General features: G+C 58.7%; 15 protein-coding genes. 3 read left to right on the forward strand and 12 right to left on the reverse strand.

The window, feature by feature from the left end:
* Window positions 1-127: 127 nt before the first annotated feature.
* From C3Y91_RS16140 to C3Y91_RS16160, 5 genes are all read right to left on the reverse strand, one after another.
* The gene (locus C3Y91_RS16140; protein ID WP_024319803.1) at window positions 128-853 is read right to left on the reverse strand and encodes an amino acid ABC transporter ATP-binding protein; all 726 of its coding nucleotides are present in this window, start codon (window positions 851-853) and stop codon (window positions 128-130) included.
* Window positions 831-1,490, reverse strand: a complete 660-nt coding sequence (locus tag C3Y91_RS16145; RefSeq protein ID WP_024319802.1) for an amino acid ABC transporter permease — start codon at window positions 1,488-1,490, stop codon at window positions 831-833. Before C3Y91_RS16145 ends, C3Y91_RS16140 begins: the two co-directional genes overlap by 23 nt.
* The gene (locus tag C3Y91_RS16150; protein WP_024319801.1) at window positions 1,487-2,158 is read right to left on the reverse strand and encodes an amino acid ABC transporter permease; all 672 of its coding nucleotides are present in this window, start codon (window positions 2,156-2,158) and stop codon (window positions 1,487-1,489) included. Before C3Y91_RS16150 ends, C3Y91_RS16145 begins: the two co-directional genes overlap by 4 nt.
* Window positions 2,159-2,239: 81 nt before the next feature.
* Window positions 2,240-3,025 carry a transporter substrate-binding domain-containing protein gene (locus C3Y91_RS16155; protein ID WP_024319800.1) on the reverse strand — a complete coding sequence of 262 codons (786 nt, stop codon included), beginning with the start codon at window positions 3,023-3,025 and terminating at the stop codon, window positions 2,240-2,242.
* A gap of 3 nt (window positions 3,026-3,028) precedes the next feature.
* Window positions 3,029-3,772, reverse strand: coding sequence for a GntR family transcriptional regulator (locus C3Y91_RS16160; RefSeq protein ID WP_026170989.1), 744 nt, complete (start codon window positions 3,770-3,772; stop codon window positions 3,029-3,031).
* Window positions 3,773-4,028: 256 nt separating this feature from the next.
* On the opposite strand from C3Y91_RS16160, the gene C3Y91_RS16165 reads away from it, so the two are divergent.
* Together C3Y91_RS16165 and C3Y91_RS16170 are read left to right on the forward strand one after the other, a co-directional pair.
* The gene (locus C3Y91_RS16165) at window positions 4,029-4,295 is read left to right on the forward strand and encodes a type II toxin-antitoxin system Phd/YefM family antitoxin (protein ID WP_017991284.1); all 267 of its coding nucleotides are present in this window, start codon (window positions 4,029-4,031) and stop codon (window positions 4,293-4,295) included.
* Window positions 4,292-4,720: a PIN domain-containing protein gene (locus tag C3Y91_RS16170; protein ID WP_168575572.1), complete on the forward strand. Its 429-nt coding sequence runs from the start codon at window positions 4,292-4,294 to the stop codon at window positions 4,718-4,720. Before C3Y91_RS16165 ends, C3Y91_RS16170 begins: the two co-directional genes overlap by 4 nt.
* A 39-nt stretch (window positions 4,721-4,759) precedes the next feature.
* On the opposite strand, the gene C3Y91_RS16175 is transcribed toward C3Y91_RS16170, so the two are convergent.
* From C3Y91_RS16175 to C3Y91_RS16205, 7 genes are all read right to left on the reverse strand, one after another.
* Window positions 4,760-5,530: an amino acid ABC transporter ATP-binding protein gene (locus C3Y91_RS16175; protein ID WP_018493372.1), complete on the reverse strand. Its 771-nt coding sequence runs from the start codon at window positions 5,528-5,530 to the stop codon at window positions 4,760-4,762.
* Window positions 5,531-5,542: 12 nt separating this feature from the next.
* The gene (locus tag C3Y91_RS16180) at window positions 5,543-6,202 is read right to left on the reverse strand and encodes an amino acid ABC transporter permease (protein WP_024319797.1); all 660 of its coding nucleotides are present in this window, start codon (window positions 6,200-6,202) and stop codon (window positions 5,543-5,545) included.
* Window positions 6,203-6,208: 6 nt separating this feature from the next.
* The gene (locus C3Y91_RS16185) at window positions 6,209-6,871 is read right to left on the reverse strand and encodes an amino acid ABC transporter permease (protein WP_003550217.1); all 663 of its coding nucleotides are present in this window, start codon (window positions 6,869-6,871) and stop codon (window positions 6,209-6,211) included.
* A gap of 117 nt (window positions 6,872-6,988) precedes the next feature.
* On the reverse strand, window positions 6,989-7,828 hold the full coding sequence (locus C3Y91_RS16190) for a transporter substrate-binding protein (RefSeq protein WP_024319795.1): 840 nt from the start codon (window positions 7,826-7,828) through the stop codon (window positions 6,989-6,991).
* A gap of 715 nt (window positions 7,829-8,543) precedes the next feature.
* Window positions 8,544-10,328: a methyl-accepting chemotaxis protein gene (locus tag C3Y91_RS16195; RefSeq protein ID WP_168575573.1), complete on the reverse strand. Its 1,785-nt coding sequence runs from the start codon at window positions 10,326-10,328 to the stop codon at window positions 8,544-8,546.
* Window positions 10,329-10,548: 220 nt separating this feature from the next.
* The gene (locus C3Y91_RS16200; protein ID WP_168575574.1) at window positions 10,549-12,732 is read right to left on the reverse strand and encodes a DUF1217 domain-containing protein; all 2,184 of its coding nucleotides are present in this window, start codon (window positions 12,730-12,732) and stop codon (window positions 10,549-10,551) included.
* A gap of 207 nt (window positions 12,733-12,939) precedes the next feature.
* Window positions 12,940-13,587, reverse strand: coding sequence for a TetR/AcrR family transcriptional regulator (locus C3Y91_RS16205; RefSeq protein ID WP_018480592.1), 648 nt, complete (start codon window positions 13,585-13,587; stop codon window positions 12,940-12,942).
* 163 nt (window positions 13,588-13,750) lie between these two features.
* Here C3Y91_RS16205 and C3Y91_RS16210 point away from each other — a divergent pair, with 163 nt between their 5' ends.
* Complete coding sequence (locus C3Y91_RS16210) at window positions 13,751-14,629, forward strand: EF-hand domain-containing protein (protein ID WP_130772390.1); 879 nt, start codon at window positions 13,751-13,753, stop codon at window positions 14,627-14,629.
* The last annotated feature ends 201 nt before the right edge of the window (window positions 14,630-14,830 follow it).

The raw sequence follows: 14,830 nt of genomic DNA on the forward strand, positions 1-14,830 counted from the left end.
TAGGTGATCCCCTACTCTGCAAAACAGGCGTGATGCACTTGGGTTAGCTTTTCCAGATGGTGCGTTCAAGGATGAAGTGCGAAAGAAACCAATGGGTTATCGCTCGCAAGGAAAGCGCACGGATATTCTAGTTGACGCCGAGAAACTGCTTCAGCTCTGCAGTCTGAGGATTGGCGAAGACGTCCTCCGGCAGGCCTATTTCGTGAACGCGGCCCTGATGCATGAAGACGACGCGGCTGCAGACGTCGCGGGCGAACTTCATCTCGTGCGTTACCATCAGGAGCGTCATTCCCTCGGCGGCAAGCTCGCGCACGACGGCCAGGACTTCGGCGACCAGTTCCGGATCGAGCGCGGAGGTGATCTCGTCGCAAAGAAGCGCGGTCGGCTGCATGGCCAGCGCGCGGGCGATGGCGACGCGCTGCTGCTGGCCACCCGAGAGCTCGTCGGGATAGGCGTCGAACCTGTGGCCCAGCCCTACCCGCTCCAGCATCTTTCGGGCGGTGGCCTCGGCTTCGACTTTCGGGGTCTTCTTGACCACGGTCTGTGACAGCATGACGTTGCCGCCGACGGTCAGGTGCGGGAAGAGGTTGAACTGCTGAAAGATCATGCCGACCTTGAGGCGCAGTGCCTTCAGATGCACTTCGTCATCAAGGAGCTGCGCGCCGGCCACGGAGATGGAGCCGTCGGTGATGGTCTCAAGGCCGTTGATGCAGCGAAGCAGGGTCGATTTGCCTGAACCGCTCTTGCCGATAATAGCGATGACTTCGCCAGCCTCCACATCGAGATTGATGCCTTTCAGCACCTCGGTGCTGCCGAAGCTCTTGCGGACTTCAGTGATTTCGATGAGCGACATTGAGCTTCCTTTCCAGGATCTGGCTGCTTTTCGACAAAGGCCAGCAAAGGGCGAAGTAGATGAGGGCGACGAGCCCGTAGACGGTGAAGGGCTGGAAGGTGGCATTGGTGACCACCGTGCCGGCTTTCGACAATTCAACGAAACCGATGATCGAAGTCAGCGCCGTTCCCTTGACGATTTGAACGGAGAAGCCGACCGTGGGCGGTATGGCGACCCTCAGCGCCTGGGGCAAGATGACGTAGCGCATCTGCTGCAACCGGCCCATGCCGAGGCTGGCGGAGGCTTCCCATTGACCCCTCACGACCGCTTCGACGCAGCCTCGCCATATTTCGGCGAGGAAGGCGGCGCTCCACAGGGTGAGCGTCAATCCCGCAGCAAGCCAGGCCGGCACATCTATCCCGAAGAGACCGAGACCGAAAAACGCGATGAAGAGCTGCATCAGCAGCGGCGTGCCTTGGAAGAGCTCAATATAGTATTTCGCAAGTACCCTGAACGCCTTGCGCTTGCTGATGCGCAAGAAGAGCAGCCCCAGTCCGACCGCGCCGCCGCCGATGAAGGAGACGAGCGAAAGCAGGATCGTCCAGCGGGTGGCGAGCAGCAGGTTGCGCAGGATGTCCCAGAGTGTGAACTCGATCATCGCGTCGCCCTCCTCGGGAAAATGAACCCACCGACCACCGCCAGCACCTGCCGAAGCAGGATCGCCAGCACAAGATAGATGGCTGTCGAGACGATGTAGGCCTCGAAGGCGCGGAAGGTTCGCGATTGTATGAAGTTCGCAGCAAAGGTCAGATCCTCGGCGGCGATCTGCGACACCACCGATGAGCCGAGCATGACGATGACGACTTGCGACGACAGCGCCGGCCAGATGCGCTGCAGCGACGGCACGAGAACGACATGCCGGAAGGTTTCGAAGCGCGTCATGGCAAGGCTCTCGCCCGCCTCGAACTGACCCTTCGGAGTTGCCTGGATGCCCGCGCGGATAATCTCGCAGCTATAGGCGCCGAGGTTGACGACCATCGCGAGGTTGGCGGCCGTCAGTTCGGAAAGCTTGAGGCCTAGCGACGGCAGACCGAAAAAGATGAAAAAGAGCTGGATGAGAAACGGCGTATTGCGGATCAGTTCGACATAGGTCGCAACGACAGGCTTCAACCAAGCCGGGCCGAGCGCGCGCACCCAGGCACAGAAGATGCCGAGCGAAATGCCGAGCACGCCGCCGATCGCGATAAGCTCCAGGGTGATCAGTATGCCCTTGATGATCTCAGGATAATATTCAAGCAGCCAGCCGAATTCGAAATGATAGCTCAAGGAATTGTCCCCTCTTCTGGCGACGGAGCGTCACGTCATCCCGCGCGCAGGCGCGAGATGACGTCCGTGAGACCGGCTTCCTTACAGATCCGACGGGAGATCGGCGCCGAGCCACTTCTGCGAGATGGCGTTGAGCGATCCATCGGTTTTGGCGGCAGCGATAATGCCGTTTACCTTCTCCAGAAGAGCCGCCTGTTCCTTGTTGAGACCGATGTAGCAGGGCGAGTTCTTGATGAGGAATTTCATCTCAGGGCGCTTGGGAGGATTTTTGGCGAGGATCGCAGCGGCCACGACATTGCCGGTCGCGATGGTGTCGACCTGACCGGACAGGAAGGCCGAGATGGTGCCGTTATTGTCCTCGTAGCGCTTGATCGTCGCATCGGCCGGCGCGATCTTCGTCAGCTCGAGATCTTCGACAGCGCCGCGCGTAACACCGATGCTTTTGCCTGCGAGATCTTCCACCTTGGCGATCGAAAGATCGGCGGGCGCGAACACGCCATTGAAGAAGGGGGCGTAGGCCGTGGTGAAATCGATCACCTTTTCGCGCTCCGCATTCTTGCCGAGGCTTGATATGACCAGATCGACTTTGTTCGTCTGCAGATAGGGGACGCGGTTGGCGCTGGTGACCGGCACGAGTTCGGTTTTGACAGCCAGCTTCTCGGCAATGAGATTGGCCACATCGATATCGTAGCCCATCGGCGCCATGTCAGTGCCGACGCTGCCAAAGGGCGGGAAATCCTGCGGGACGGCGACACGCAGCGTACCGCGCGCCGTGATGTCGGCGAGAGCATCGGCGTAAGACGCGGAGCCGAAGCCGAAGGTTGCAGCCAGGGTCGCCATTGCGAAGAAGACTCGTCTTGTCAGCATGTTTTAATTGCTCCTTTGAAGTTGTGGTTTTTTGGGTCCGGGAGTTGGGGACACGGTCTTGGGAGGAAGTGACAGGGAACTGCGCAGTTCCGAGAGCGGGTCCGGGCGTGTGGTGAGATCGAGCCCCATTTCCACTTCGTCCAGATGTTCGACAGAGAGTTCCGCAGCTCTGACGAAATCGCCCGCTTGCATGGCCTCGAAGATGCGGCAGTGCCCGTCATGGGACTGTGCGGCATGAAATTCAGATTGATAGAGCATCGAGATGAGGATCGTCCTCGCTGTGAGATCGCGGAGGATATCGACGATGATGGCGTTCCCGCTCAATTCTGCGATGCGGATGTGGAAATCACCCATCAAATAAGTCAGGCGCTGGCGGTCGCCCGCAGCCATTGCCGTCTTTTCCTCGTTCAAATGCACGTCGAGAGCTTTGCTTCCCTCGTCCGTCAATACGCGCATGCTGCGCAGCAATCCGGCCTCGATGACGCGCCGTGCCTCATAGACCGCGATCGCCTCTTCAGCGGACGGCTCGACAACAAACCAGCCTCGTCTCGGACTGACATGCACGATACCGCGTGTTTCCAAGCGCATCATGGCTTCACGGACGCGGGTTCGAGACACGCTGAAGAGCGTTGCCAGCTGGTTTTCACTGAGACGCGTCCCAGGCCGAATTTTGGCTGAAAGAATCCCGGAGACGATCGTCTCCTCGATGGTCTTCTGCGTGCTCTCAGATGTCTGGCTATCTTGCATACAAGACAGGAAAGCAAAGCTCGTGCCAAAATTCTGCGTTCAGGATTTCCAAGATGTCTCGGATCCCTCCCCCTGGAATTTGCACGCTGGGAATGCAAACTGAGCGTAAATTGAGCGAGCCCCCGCAATTCCTTGCAAACTCCTCAGCGTCGGCCGCGCAAAGTCGGGAAAGCCCCTTCCCTATCGAAAAGTTGCTTGCGGCTAGACCGGTTCGGCTTATATAGTCATGATAGTCACTATAGTCAGGATATGGCGAATGCAGCCATCACGACCAGAGGATAAAAGTTGGACCGTCGCCAGTGCGAAGGCCAAGCTGTCTGAGGTTATCGAACGCGCGCAAGCAACACCGCAAACGATCATGCGCAATGGTAAACCAAGCGTCGTCGTCGTTTCGGCCGAGGAATGGCAGCGGAAGACCGCGCGCAAGGGCACCCTTGCAGAATTTCTGATGCAATCGCCGCTGCGTGGCGCCGATCTGGACCTCGAACGGCAGCGCGACGAACCGCGTGATCTCCAGCTGTGAGACTTCTGCTGGACACCAATGTGCTTTCCGAGGTGACAAGGCCGCGTCCCGATGCACATGTCCTACAATGGCTGGACGATCTCGACGAGGATCGCGCATTCATCAGCGTCGTATCGATCGCGGAGATCCGGCGTGGTGTTGCATTGATGGAAAGCGGTCGGAAGCGCGACGCGCTGGCTGAATGGCTTGCAAAGGACCTGCCGCAGCGCTTCGAGCAGCGTGTCATCCCTGTAGACCAGGCGGTTGCGATAACCTGGGGAGACTTGATGGGGCTCGCAAAGCGAAGCGGACGCGGCTTGTCGTCAATGGACGGCCTGATTGCCGCCACCGCGATTGCTCACGATCTCACCCTCGCCACGCGCAATATAAAGGATTTCGAGGGCTTGGGGATTGAGCTTGTCGATCCTTGGACTGAGCGCCCATGACGATCCGCAGAGGGACCGTCACGGGATCTTTCTTTTCGTCTAGTTGAAACTCGAGGTTTTGAGGAATTCCGCCAGCCGTTCGGTCTTCGGATGCACGAACATGTCCCTCGGATCGCCCTCCTCACAGATGACGCCCTGGTTCATGAAGATGACCCGTGACGAAACGTCGTAGGCAAAGCGCATCTCGTGCGTGACGAGCAGCATGGTCATGCCGTCGGCGGCAAGCCCCTTGATGACCTGGAGCACTTCGCCCACCAGTTCCGGGTCGAGCGCGGAGGTCACTTCGTCGAACAGCATCAGCCTCGGCGACATGGCGATGGCGCGGGCGATCGCGACGCGCTGCTGCTGGCCGCCGGAAAGCTGTCCGGGATAATGGTTCGAGCGGGCGGAAAGGCCGACACGATCGAGCCATTTTTCCGCGATGGCACGAGCATCCGGCTTCGTCATCTTCTTGACCTTGACGAGGCCGAGCATGACATTTTCAGCGGCACTCATATGCGGGAAAAGATTGAACTGCTGAAACGCCATGCCGGTCAGCGCGCGCTGGCGTGCAATCTCCTTCTCGCTCTTGCGGCGCCGCGTTGCGCCTTCGGCGCGGTAGCCGATCTCCTCGCCGTCGAGGCTGATCGTGCCGCCCTGGAATTCCTCAAGCATGTTGATGCAGCGCAGCAAGGTGGTCTTTCCGGAGCCGGACGAGCCGATGATGGAAATGACTTCGCCTTCCTGCACGGCGCAATCGACGCCCTTGAGGACTTCGTGGATGCCGTAAGTCTTGCGCAGACCCTGGATGTCGAGAATGGTCTTGGCCATCGGGGGAACTCCTCAGGACGGCAGGGCGGTCTTGCGCTCGACATATTTGCCGAAGTGCTCGATGCCATAGTTGATGATGAAATAGAGACCGCCAGCCAGGAAATAGAACTGGAGGCTCATGAAATTGCGGGAGATGATCTCCTGTGTGCGCAGGAGAAGTTCTGCGACCCCGATGACGGAGAGCAGTGTCGAGGCTTTCACCATCTCGGCCGCCGTATTCACCCAGGCCGGCAGGCACTGGCGCATGGCCTGCGGCCACAGCACCGAGGTGAAGGTCTGGGTAAAGGTGAGGCCGATCGCCTTGGCGGCTTCGGTCTGCCCCTTCGGGATTGCCTGAAGCGCTCCGCGCACGATTTCGCCGACATGGGAGGAGCAGAAGATGGCAAGGGCAAGCACGCCGGCCGAGAACGGCCCGAGATCGAGGCCGACGGCGGCCGACACATAGTAGCTCGCCAGCACGAGCACGAGCACCGGCGTGCCGCGGATGATATCCGTATAGGCGCGCACGGCCAGACGCAAAACAACGCCGCCATAGACGAGCGCCAAACCAACGAAAACACCGAGTACGGAACCGGCGAGGATGGCCAGCAGGGAGATCGACACGGTCACGCCGATGCCGTTCATGATGACGTAGCGGGCGATCCAGAGTTGTTCGAGAAAAGTGTGGGACATCAGGGCTTATCTCGGCAGGGCCAGACGGCGCTCGACGAAGCGCATCACGGCGGCGATGAGGAAACAGGTCGCGACATAGAGCGCTGACGTCACCATCCAGGTCTCTATGACGCGGAAGCTCTCGACATTGATCTTGCGGGCAGCAAACGTCAGTTCGGGCACGGCGATGGCGGCGGCGAGCGAGGTGTCCTTGAAGAGCGAAATAATCGTCGAGGACAGCGACGGCAGCACGTTGCGCAGCATCAGCGGAGCGATGATGGAACTGCGGATCTGCATCCCCGTCAGGCCGATGGCAAGACCCGCTTCCGTCAATCCTCTCGGGATCGACAGCAGCCCGGCGCGGAACACCTCGGCCAGATAGGCGCCGGAGTAAAGGGATAGAACCAGGACGAAGCTTTTTATCTTGTCGAGGCGCAAGCCCATCTGCGGCAGCGCGAAAAAGGCGAAAAGCACCAGGACGAGAATCGGCAGATTGCGAATGACAGTGACATAGACCCGTGCCGGCACGACTGCAAACCGGCTTTTGGACGTCAGCGCGAAGGCCACGACGAGGCCGATCGCGGCGCCGATCAGGATCGAGATCACGGCAAGGCCGAGGCTGAGCGCGAGCCCGCTCAAAAGAAAATCAAAATTGCGCCAGACGGCAGCGAAATTCAACGTGTAACCCATACGGGCCGCCCTTTCAGACCAGAGCATGATGCCGAAAACTGTGAGCGGTTTTCGGACGACGTCGTGCTCTCACTCTCTAAATGCGGAGCGGGAAACGTGTCCCGCTCCACATGGCTGTTACTTGAACTCGACGGGAAAGCCGATCTGTGGCGGGGTCAGATCCTTGCCGAACCAAGTCTTGAAGGACTTGGCGTAAAAGTCGAATTCAACGCCGGTCATGGCTTCGTGCAGGGCGGTGTTGACGAAGTTCAACCAATCCTGATCGCCGCGTTTGACGGCGCAGGCATAGGTCTGCGGGTTCCAGCCGTAGCCGGCATCTTTATAGCGACCCGGATTCTGCGTCATGTACCAGGCGAGCGACGACTGATCCGTGGCGACTGCATCGGCGCGTCCCGATTCCAGCGCCTGATAGATCAGGTCGACGGAATCGTACTGGTCGACGGTGGCCTCCGGCAATGCCGCATGCACCATCGCCTCGGCATAGACGTTCTGGAGAACCGAGATGGTGACGGAGGAGCCGGCCGTCTTGAGGGCGGCGTAGTCGGCATATTTTCCGTCCGCCTTGAGCATCAGGCCTACACCCTCGCGATAATAGGGAATGGTGAAGGCAACCTGCTGGGCGCGCTCGCCGGTAACGGTCATGAACTGGCAGGTGATGTCGACTTTGTCGGTGGTGATGTTCGGGATGCGGGCATCGGAGGACTGGTTCACATATTCGATCTTCTCAGGGTCGCCGAAAAGCGCCTTGGCGATGATATGGCCCATGTCGACGTCGAATCCCTGAAGCTTGTCGTCGGCGCTCTTGAAGTGCCAAGGCGCATTGGTGCTGCCCGTGCCGAGGACGAGATGGCCGCGGGCCAGCACTTCATCGAGCTTGCTGCCTTCGGCCAGCACAGGCGTGGACAACAGAGCGGCGGCGGCCAGCGACATCACGCCGGTGCGAAAGGAAATGGTCATGGCGTTCCCCTTATGGATGATTTCTATTGTTCCAGTATAATGGACGCATGTCTGTTTTACTGGAATAACGTTATCAAGTGCCATCAAGGATGAATTGTCAATGGGTCGTGCCGAAAAAACGCGCAGTGGTGCGCGTGGCGATTTTTTTGGCAGCGCAGCATTTTTCTCTTGTTTCCGAGCTTCATCATCATGCCCCTCCCGCTCCGTGACCTGGCGGCCGAACCGAGCGTTTATCTTCGGTGGGTTGATGAAATCTCCGCCGGTGGGCTGCCGACGATGCGGCCGCAGAGCCGGCGCCTCCGGATCCGGCCGCCTTAGGGGGGTGCGGTCGCGGCGCGGATCAGCGAACCGGCCGCTTCACCTGCGGCGAACGAGCCATCGAGTTGCAGGATAATCTGCCGGGTGAAGGCGAACAATTCACCCGCATGGCGCCGACGGTCGATTTGCGCGAAAGGCCCGACGCATGGATCGAGCGTTGCAAGCCGAACCATCCCGGTTCGAGGTAGCTTGATTGAAGTGGGGTGGGCAGCGCGGCTGAAGTGTGGGAGACAACCAGCCGAGCATATGGCCAGCCCAGCCGTCCTGGGCGCGGCATTGCAACGCATACAGCCGTCGCGCTGTTTGCGAGCTTTATCGTGTCCCGCTTCGGCCTTTCGATCACGGTGACGTTCTGCCGTCACCGATACTGCTCAGATATGGCCTCAGCTTGGGCAGATCAGAATTCCTCCCAATCAGACTTCAGCGCGACGGACGCCGACCCACGGATGGACGCGGCAGGCGAGGTACGAACGACTTTCAAAGCCGTCGGTGCGGCGGCGTGGCGATCCGCCTGCGCGAACGAAGACCTCGGTCTCGGTGCATCGTTGAAACGGAACTGTTCAAGAAGCTCGAAGAGCGCGGCAGCCTCTCGCGCAAGGCCGTGGCTCGCGGCCGTCTGCTCCTCGACCATCGCGGCATTCTGCTGCGTTCCCTGGTCGACGGTGTTGATGGACTGGCTGATCTCGCCGAGCGCAGTCGATTGCTCGCGCGCCGCCTCCACGATCGCCGTGACGTTGGTATTGATTTCGTGAACCTGACTGGCGATTTCCTGGAGCGCGGATCCGGCATTCGTGACGAGGGCAACGCCGTTTGCGACATGAGAACCGGATGCCGTAATCAGGCTCTTTATCTCCTTTGCAGCTTTCGCCGATCGCTGCGCCAGTTCGCGGACCTCCTGGGCAACGACCGCAAAACCCTTGCCGGCCTCCCCTGCCCGTGCCGCTTCTACGCCGGCATTAAGCGCCAAAAGGTTCGTCTGGAAGGCAATCTCATCGATGACACCGATGATGTTGGAAATCTCGCGTGACGAATTTTCGATCTGGTCCATCGCTCCAATCGCGTCACGAACCACCTGGCCGGAATGTTCCGCATGGTTCCTGGTACGCGCCACGAGCTGACCGGCTTCCTCCGCACGGCGGCTCGAATCCTTGACCGTCGTCGTGATTTCCTCAAGGGCGGCGGCGGTTTCTTCGACGGATGCCGCTTGCTGCTCGGTACGTTTTGCCAGGTCGTCGGCCGCCGTGCGGATTTCGTTGGAACCGGCGGAGATCGCCTTGGCATTTTCGGCAACCGTTGCCATCGCGCCCTTCAACTTTTCCGAGGCGCTGTTGAAGTCGGAACGCAGCCTTTCCAGTGAAGGAATGAAAGGCTTCTGGATCGCCTGCGACAGGTCGCCATCCGCAAGATTCGTCAGGCAAAGCGCAAGTTGTTCGACATTTTCGACGCGCGCCGTGACATCGGTCGCGAACTTCACGACTTTGAACACCTTGCCGTTCAGGTCAAAGATCGGATTGTAGGAAGCCTGGATGTAAACCTTCCGTCCACCCTTGCCCACACGCGTGAATTCGTCGGCAACCAGTTGGCCGCTCGCAAGTTTCCGCCAGAATTCCTTGTAAGCCTCCGACCTCGAGTAATCGGCTTCACAGAACATCGAATGATGTTTGCCCTGGATTTCGGCAAGCGAATAACCAAGCGCGGTCAGGAAATTGTCGTTCGCGGTCAGGATTTCGCCGGCCGGCGTGAATTCGATGATCGCCTGAGCCCGGGACAATGCGTCGATCTTGCCCGCATGCTCGGCAGATTTTTGCTTCTGCGCGGTGATATCGGTTGCAATCTTGATGACCTTGACCGGCTTCCCGCGTCGGAACACGGGATTGTAGGATGCTTCGATCCAGACCTCACGCCCGCCCTTTCCGAGCCGCTTATATTGTTGTTGATCGAATTTCCCGGCCGACAGCTTCGTCCAGAAAGCCTTGTATTCTGCCGAGGATGCGTAGGCAGGTTCGACAAACATGCTGTGATGTTTCCCGACGATCTCCGTCAACTCGTAACCGAGCGCCCTGCAGAAGCTTTCGTTTGCGGTGAGGATATTGCCCGATAAATCAAACTCGATCATCGCTTGCGACTTCGACAGAGCCGCAAGAACCGCGACAGCATTTGCACCACGATCAAGAATATTCATTCGCAAATCCCCCTAGATTCATCGCTGTCGACCCAGCCATTTCGGGAATATTCGCCCATGCTTATTAACGGGGATTTAATTATGAGTATAACGTGCAGGATATTTTGTTTTCAACCAGCGCTGCGTTCATCAGGCGCATCCGGGCAAAGGCACCGGCCCCCTGCCCCGCAGGGCAGCGATGCACTTCGTCAGCTTCTCCGGGAACGGGCCTACAGGCCGCTCAACTGCTTTTCAACTGCGCCACCGCAAGCAGCGTGTCAGCGCTGATTGTCGCCGAGCCGGTCAGGATCGACAGGGCTGACGACGTGGTGCCCGTGCCGTTGGCCATGTCATACATGGCGGTGAAGCGTTGGATCAGATCGTCGACTTTGTCAGGATCCGACAGATCCTTCATGTCGATGAAATTGTCGACCATCTCGGCTTGCTTGTCGACGTCCATGTTCGAGACGTAACTGGACAGGTTGAAGGTCGTCGTAAAGAACTCAAAGAGCGCGCTGTCGCCCAGAATGTCATAGGCGTTCGAAATCTCCGGCGCCTTGCGTTCGAAATAGAGGGCAAGGCGCACGCCGGTGTTGCTGTCGCCCTGGTCGTCTTCGAGCGTCAGCCTGACATAGGAGTCGATCGTTTCCAGCACATCGCCGCGCTGCTGCACAGTCCCGGTCGGATCGGCGGAAATATTGCCGTCCTGATCGAAATTGAACGAGCCGACGAGTTCGCCGAAACGATTGTCGTCCAGCTTGTTGACATAACTATCTTCGTCGTCGAGATCGGAAGAAAACATCTTCTCCAACTCGTCCGACGTGACATCGTCCGGGTCGAGCCCCTTCGCCTCAAGCGCAAAGCTAACCAGGCGATCGTCGGCCAGAAATTCGCTGGCCGTGGTGATCGTCGCCATCTGCTCGCGAAAATAGGTGATCTCGTCATTCGCTGCATCGGTCGCCTCGGTCAGTTCGTCGCCTTCGAGGTATCGGATTTTGTTCTGCTTGTAATAGGCGGCATAGTCGTCGACGACGGATTCCGACATGGCCTGCAAGGGAACGGTGACGTCACCATTGTCGTCGAAGTTGAAGGCTTTGCGAAAGGCTACGAACCGGTCGTCGTCGAGGCTGTTGACATAGCTTTTCGAGTCCGAGGGATCGCTTTCGAGAATTTTCCGAACTTCGCTTCTCGAAACGCTGTCCGGGTCTATGTCATAGGCGCGCAACGCCATTTCCCACAGTTCCGGAAGATCGTCGTTGTCGTCGTCATCGTCGTCATCGTTCGATACGAGGAAATCATCGATCGAGGTGACGCTGGCGATGCGTGTCGTATAGTTGTCGGTGGCATCTTCCGTGCTGGCATTGGCGACCAGCACCTGATAATTTTCGTCGAAGGCTGCCGTGGTCGTGGCGGTCTGGTTCGAGGTCTGGGCGGTGTCGCCATCGGCAAGCGCGCCGTCCTCGTCGAAATTGAAGGCGTCGTGCAGGTCAGACAAGCCGATCGCTTCGGCAATGTCGGCGCTTTTCAGGGCTGCCGAAATGTAGGAGTCGGATTCGTCGTCGGAAAGCCCGTAGGCGATCCTGAGATAGCCGACCAGTTTGTCGTCGCTCATCAATTGGTCGACGGAGGTGATGTTGCCAATTTCGGCAGCAAAATAGGTGTCGTAGGCCTCCCCGGTTTCCGTGGACGCGATCGTCGACGAGGCCACCGCATAAGCACTTGATACCAGCGAGATCTGGTCCTCCGACATCAAGTCGCCGTCGGTCGAGCCCTCCTCGTTGAAGTTGAAGGCCCTGGCCAGGCTGACATAGACGTCGTCGCCAAGCTGGTTGACGAAACTGTCGGCATTGTCCAGATCGCTCGTCAAAACCTGCTTCAGGAAGCTGCTGGACGTGTATTCGGTGCTGAGACCGAAGGCCGTCAGCGCATAGTTCTTCAGTCTGGAGCTCGACAGAAATTCATCGACAGAGGTGATCGACGAGATATTGTCTTCAAAATAATCCGTCTCGTCCGCGATGTCGTCCGCCTCGGTGTCGAAGGATTCCTCATAGGCATCGAGCAGATTGTCCCGCTGCACGTCTGACTGCGCCGTCTTCGTCTCGCCCCCGAATTTGAAGGCGGCGGCGAATTCGGCGTAGCGGCCGTCGCTCAGACTGTTGGCGAAGCTCGATGAATCGCTGAGGTCGCTTTCCAGCACCTTCTTCATGAAGGCCTTGGCATATGTCATGTCGTCGAGCCCGTAGGCCTTCATGGCATAGGAGTAGAGCTTATAATCGCCCATGAATTCATCGACCGTCGTGACCTTGTCGATGTTTTCCTTGTAATAGGCACTGTCGCGGGAAACCGTTGCCTGCGAAGCCACACTCGAGAGACTGGCGTTCAGATTTCTGGCGACCGAGAGGTAGCTCACATAGGTGGAAACCAACGTCTGTCCCTTTGCATGAGCGCGCGCGCGAAAGCCTGCCGGCAGTCACGGTTGAAACTTTTCATGTTTGCTGAGATGTTGCCGCCGCTCATGGCGCATACGGACCGCATTCATGCGGCCGAATCAATTTAATAGAACCACATGGTACTATAATTATTCGAAAATGCAACAGGACGTCCAAAGCCGAGGGATTGCGGCTTTATCGCGTTAAGCGGCCCCGACGCCCGCCGCAAAGATTGCAATGCAACGCCTGAGATGGGCAAGCAGCACCGCCCGATCAGGCCAGGCCTGAGCGCGCCCTTCCGGCGGACCCATGCCGCCGAAAATCATATCCATCAGCATCCGGGCTCCGCTGGCCGGATCATCAAGTGACAACTTGCCTTCCGCCCTACGGTGGCTCAGCCAGTCGGTGAGGTCCTGCCGGCTGGCAAGCATGCCTTCGCGCTGCAGAATATCGACGAGCTCGGGAAACTGCGCCGCTTCGCGAAAGACGAGTTGCAGGAAACCGGCACGATCCGCGTCCTTGTCCTCATCCATATCGATCATGAAGATACGTTCGAGGCTCTCGGCGATCGAGATATCTTCAGCAGGCCGCGGCAAGTCGAGCATCAGGCGCCGATGCGCGCCGACCACAGCGGCAAACAGCTCTTCCTTGCTCTGAAACAGCTTGTAAAGCGTCTGTTTTGAAACACCCGCCTCGCTGGCGACGACTGCGGTCGTACTTCCGGCATAGCCGTATTTTACAAAAACGCGGCGGGCAATCTCGACGATATGCGCCCGCTTGTCCTCGTCGCTTGAGACTTTCGGCCGGCCTCGCTTGCGCGGCTCATCTACGGGCTCGTCGGCAACATCCATAATGATCTAGACCGCCTCATCGAAGCACAAGCCGACGCCCGCAGAAAGGAGACTACGATTTCTGAGGGACGATTTTTTCGATTGTGGCATTAGCAATTTCGATTTAGAGAACTCATCGGTTCTGTAATGCGTTGCATCCCCACCCTCTATCGATGGAGCGCTTATGACGACCATTTCTGCCGCAACGTCGATCTCTTCCTATTCCTATAGCAAGAGTTCGACGTCAGCATCCCAGGACACCCTATCCTGTAATACGGTTTCGGCAAAAAAATCAACCGCAAGCCAGCAGCTCAGCGAAGACGCGACCAACAGCGCCGAGAAACTCATGTCGCAGTTGATGTCGTTGACGATGAACGGCCTCGCCGGTCAGTCCGCTTCCAGCGAGCAGCAGGACGGCGGCGCAGACATGGACGTTGCGCAGCTGGACAGCGATGGCGACGGGTACGTGAGCAAGGCCGAGTTCGTCGCAGCCCGGCCGTCCGATGTGTCGGAGGATGAAGCCGGCACGCTGTTCAACAGCTTCGACAGCGAAGGTTCCGGCTCGCTATCGGTCGATGCGCTGACCGAGGCCATGTCCGCCCAGCAGTCGGAACGCGCCGAGGGGCCGCCACCCCCGCCACCTTCCGACGATGACGAACTTGCATCCATGCTCTCCGATCTCGATACCGACGGCGATGGGCAGGTGAGCAAGGCCGAGTTCGTTGCAGGTCGGCCGTCCGATCTGAGCGAGGACCAGGCCGGCACGCTGTTCGACAGCTTCGACAGCGAAAGTTCCGGCTCGCTATCGGTTGATACGCTGACCGAGGCCATGTCCGCTCAGCGGTCGGAACGTCCCGAAGGACCGCCGCCGTCCGCTGACGATGACGATGACCAGTTTGCATCCCTGCTCTCCGATCTCGATACGGACGGAGACGGGCTTGTGACATTGGACGAGTTTATGGCGGGTAAGCCGGACGACATCACCGAAAGTCAGGCGAGCCAGCTCTTTAGTCTGCTCGACACGTCAGGCACGGGTTCATTGTCTGCACAGTCCACGAGCTGACGGTCGTTAAGCCGTCGCCATTGCGGTCGCTGGAGGATCTGCACTGAGACGGTTTTAAAGCGACCCGGCAGTCGAGCCGGCAGAGCCTTCAGTCGGGTCGCTTGCGAAATATGGAAACGTTCGAATGGTGCGCCGTCACAGGCGCACGGATAACCAGCGCGCGGATGAGCCGAAGCGCCTATCGCCATCACGGGGTCAGTC

Source organism: Rhizobium ruizarguesonis (assembly GCF_012349115.1).
GTDB classification, from domain to species: domain Bacteria; phylum Pseudomonadota; class Alphaproteobacteria; order Rhizobiales; family Rhizobiaceae; genus Rhizobium; species Rhizobium ruizarguesonis.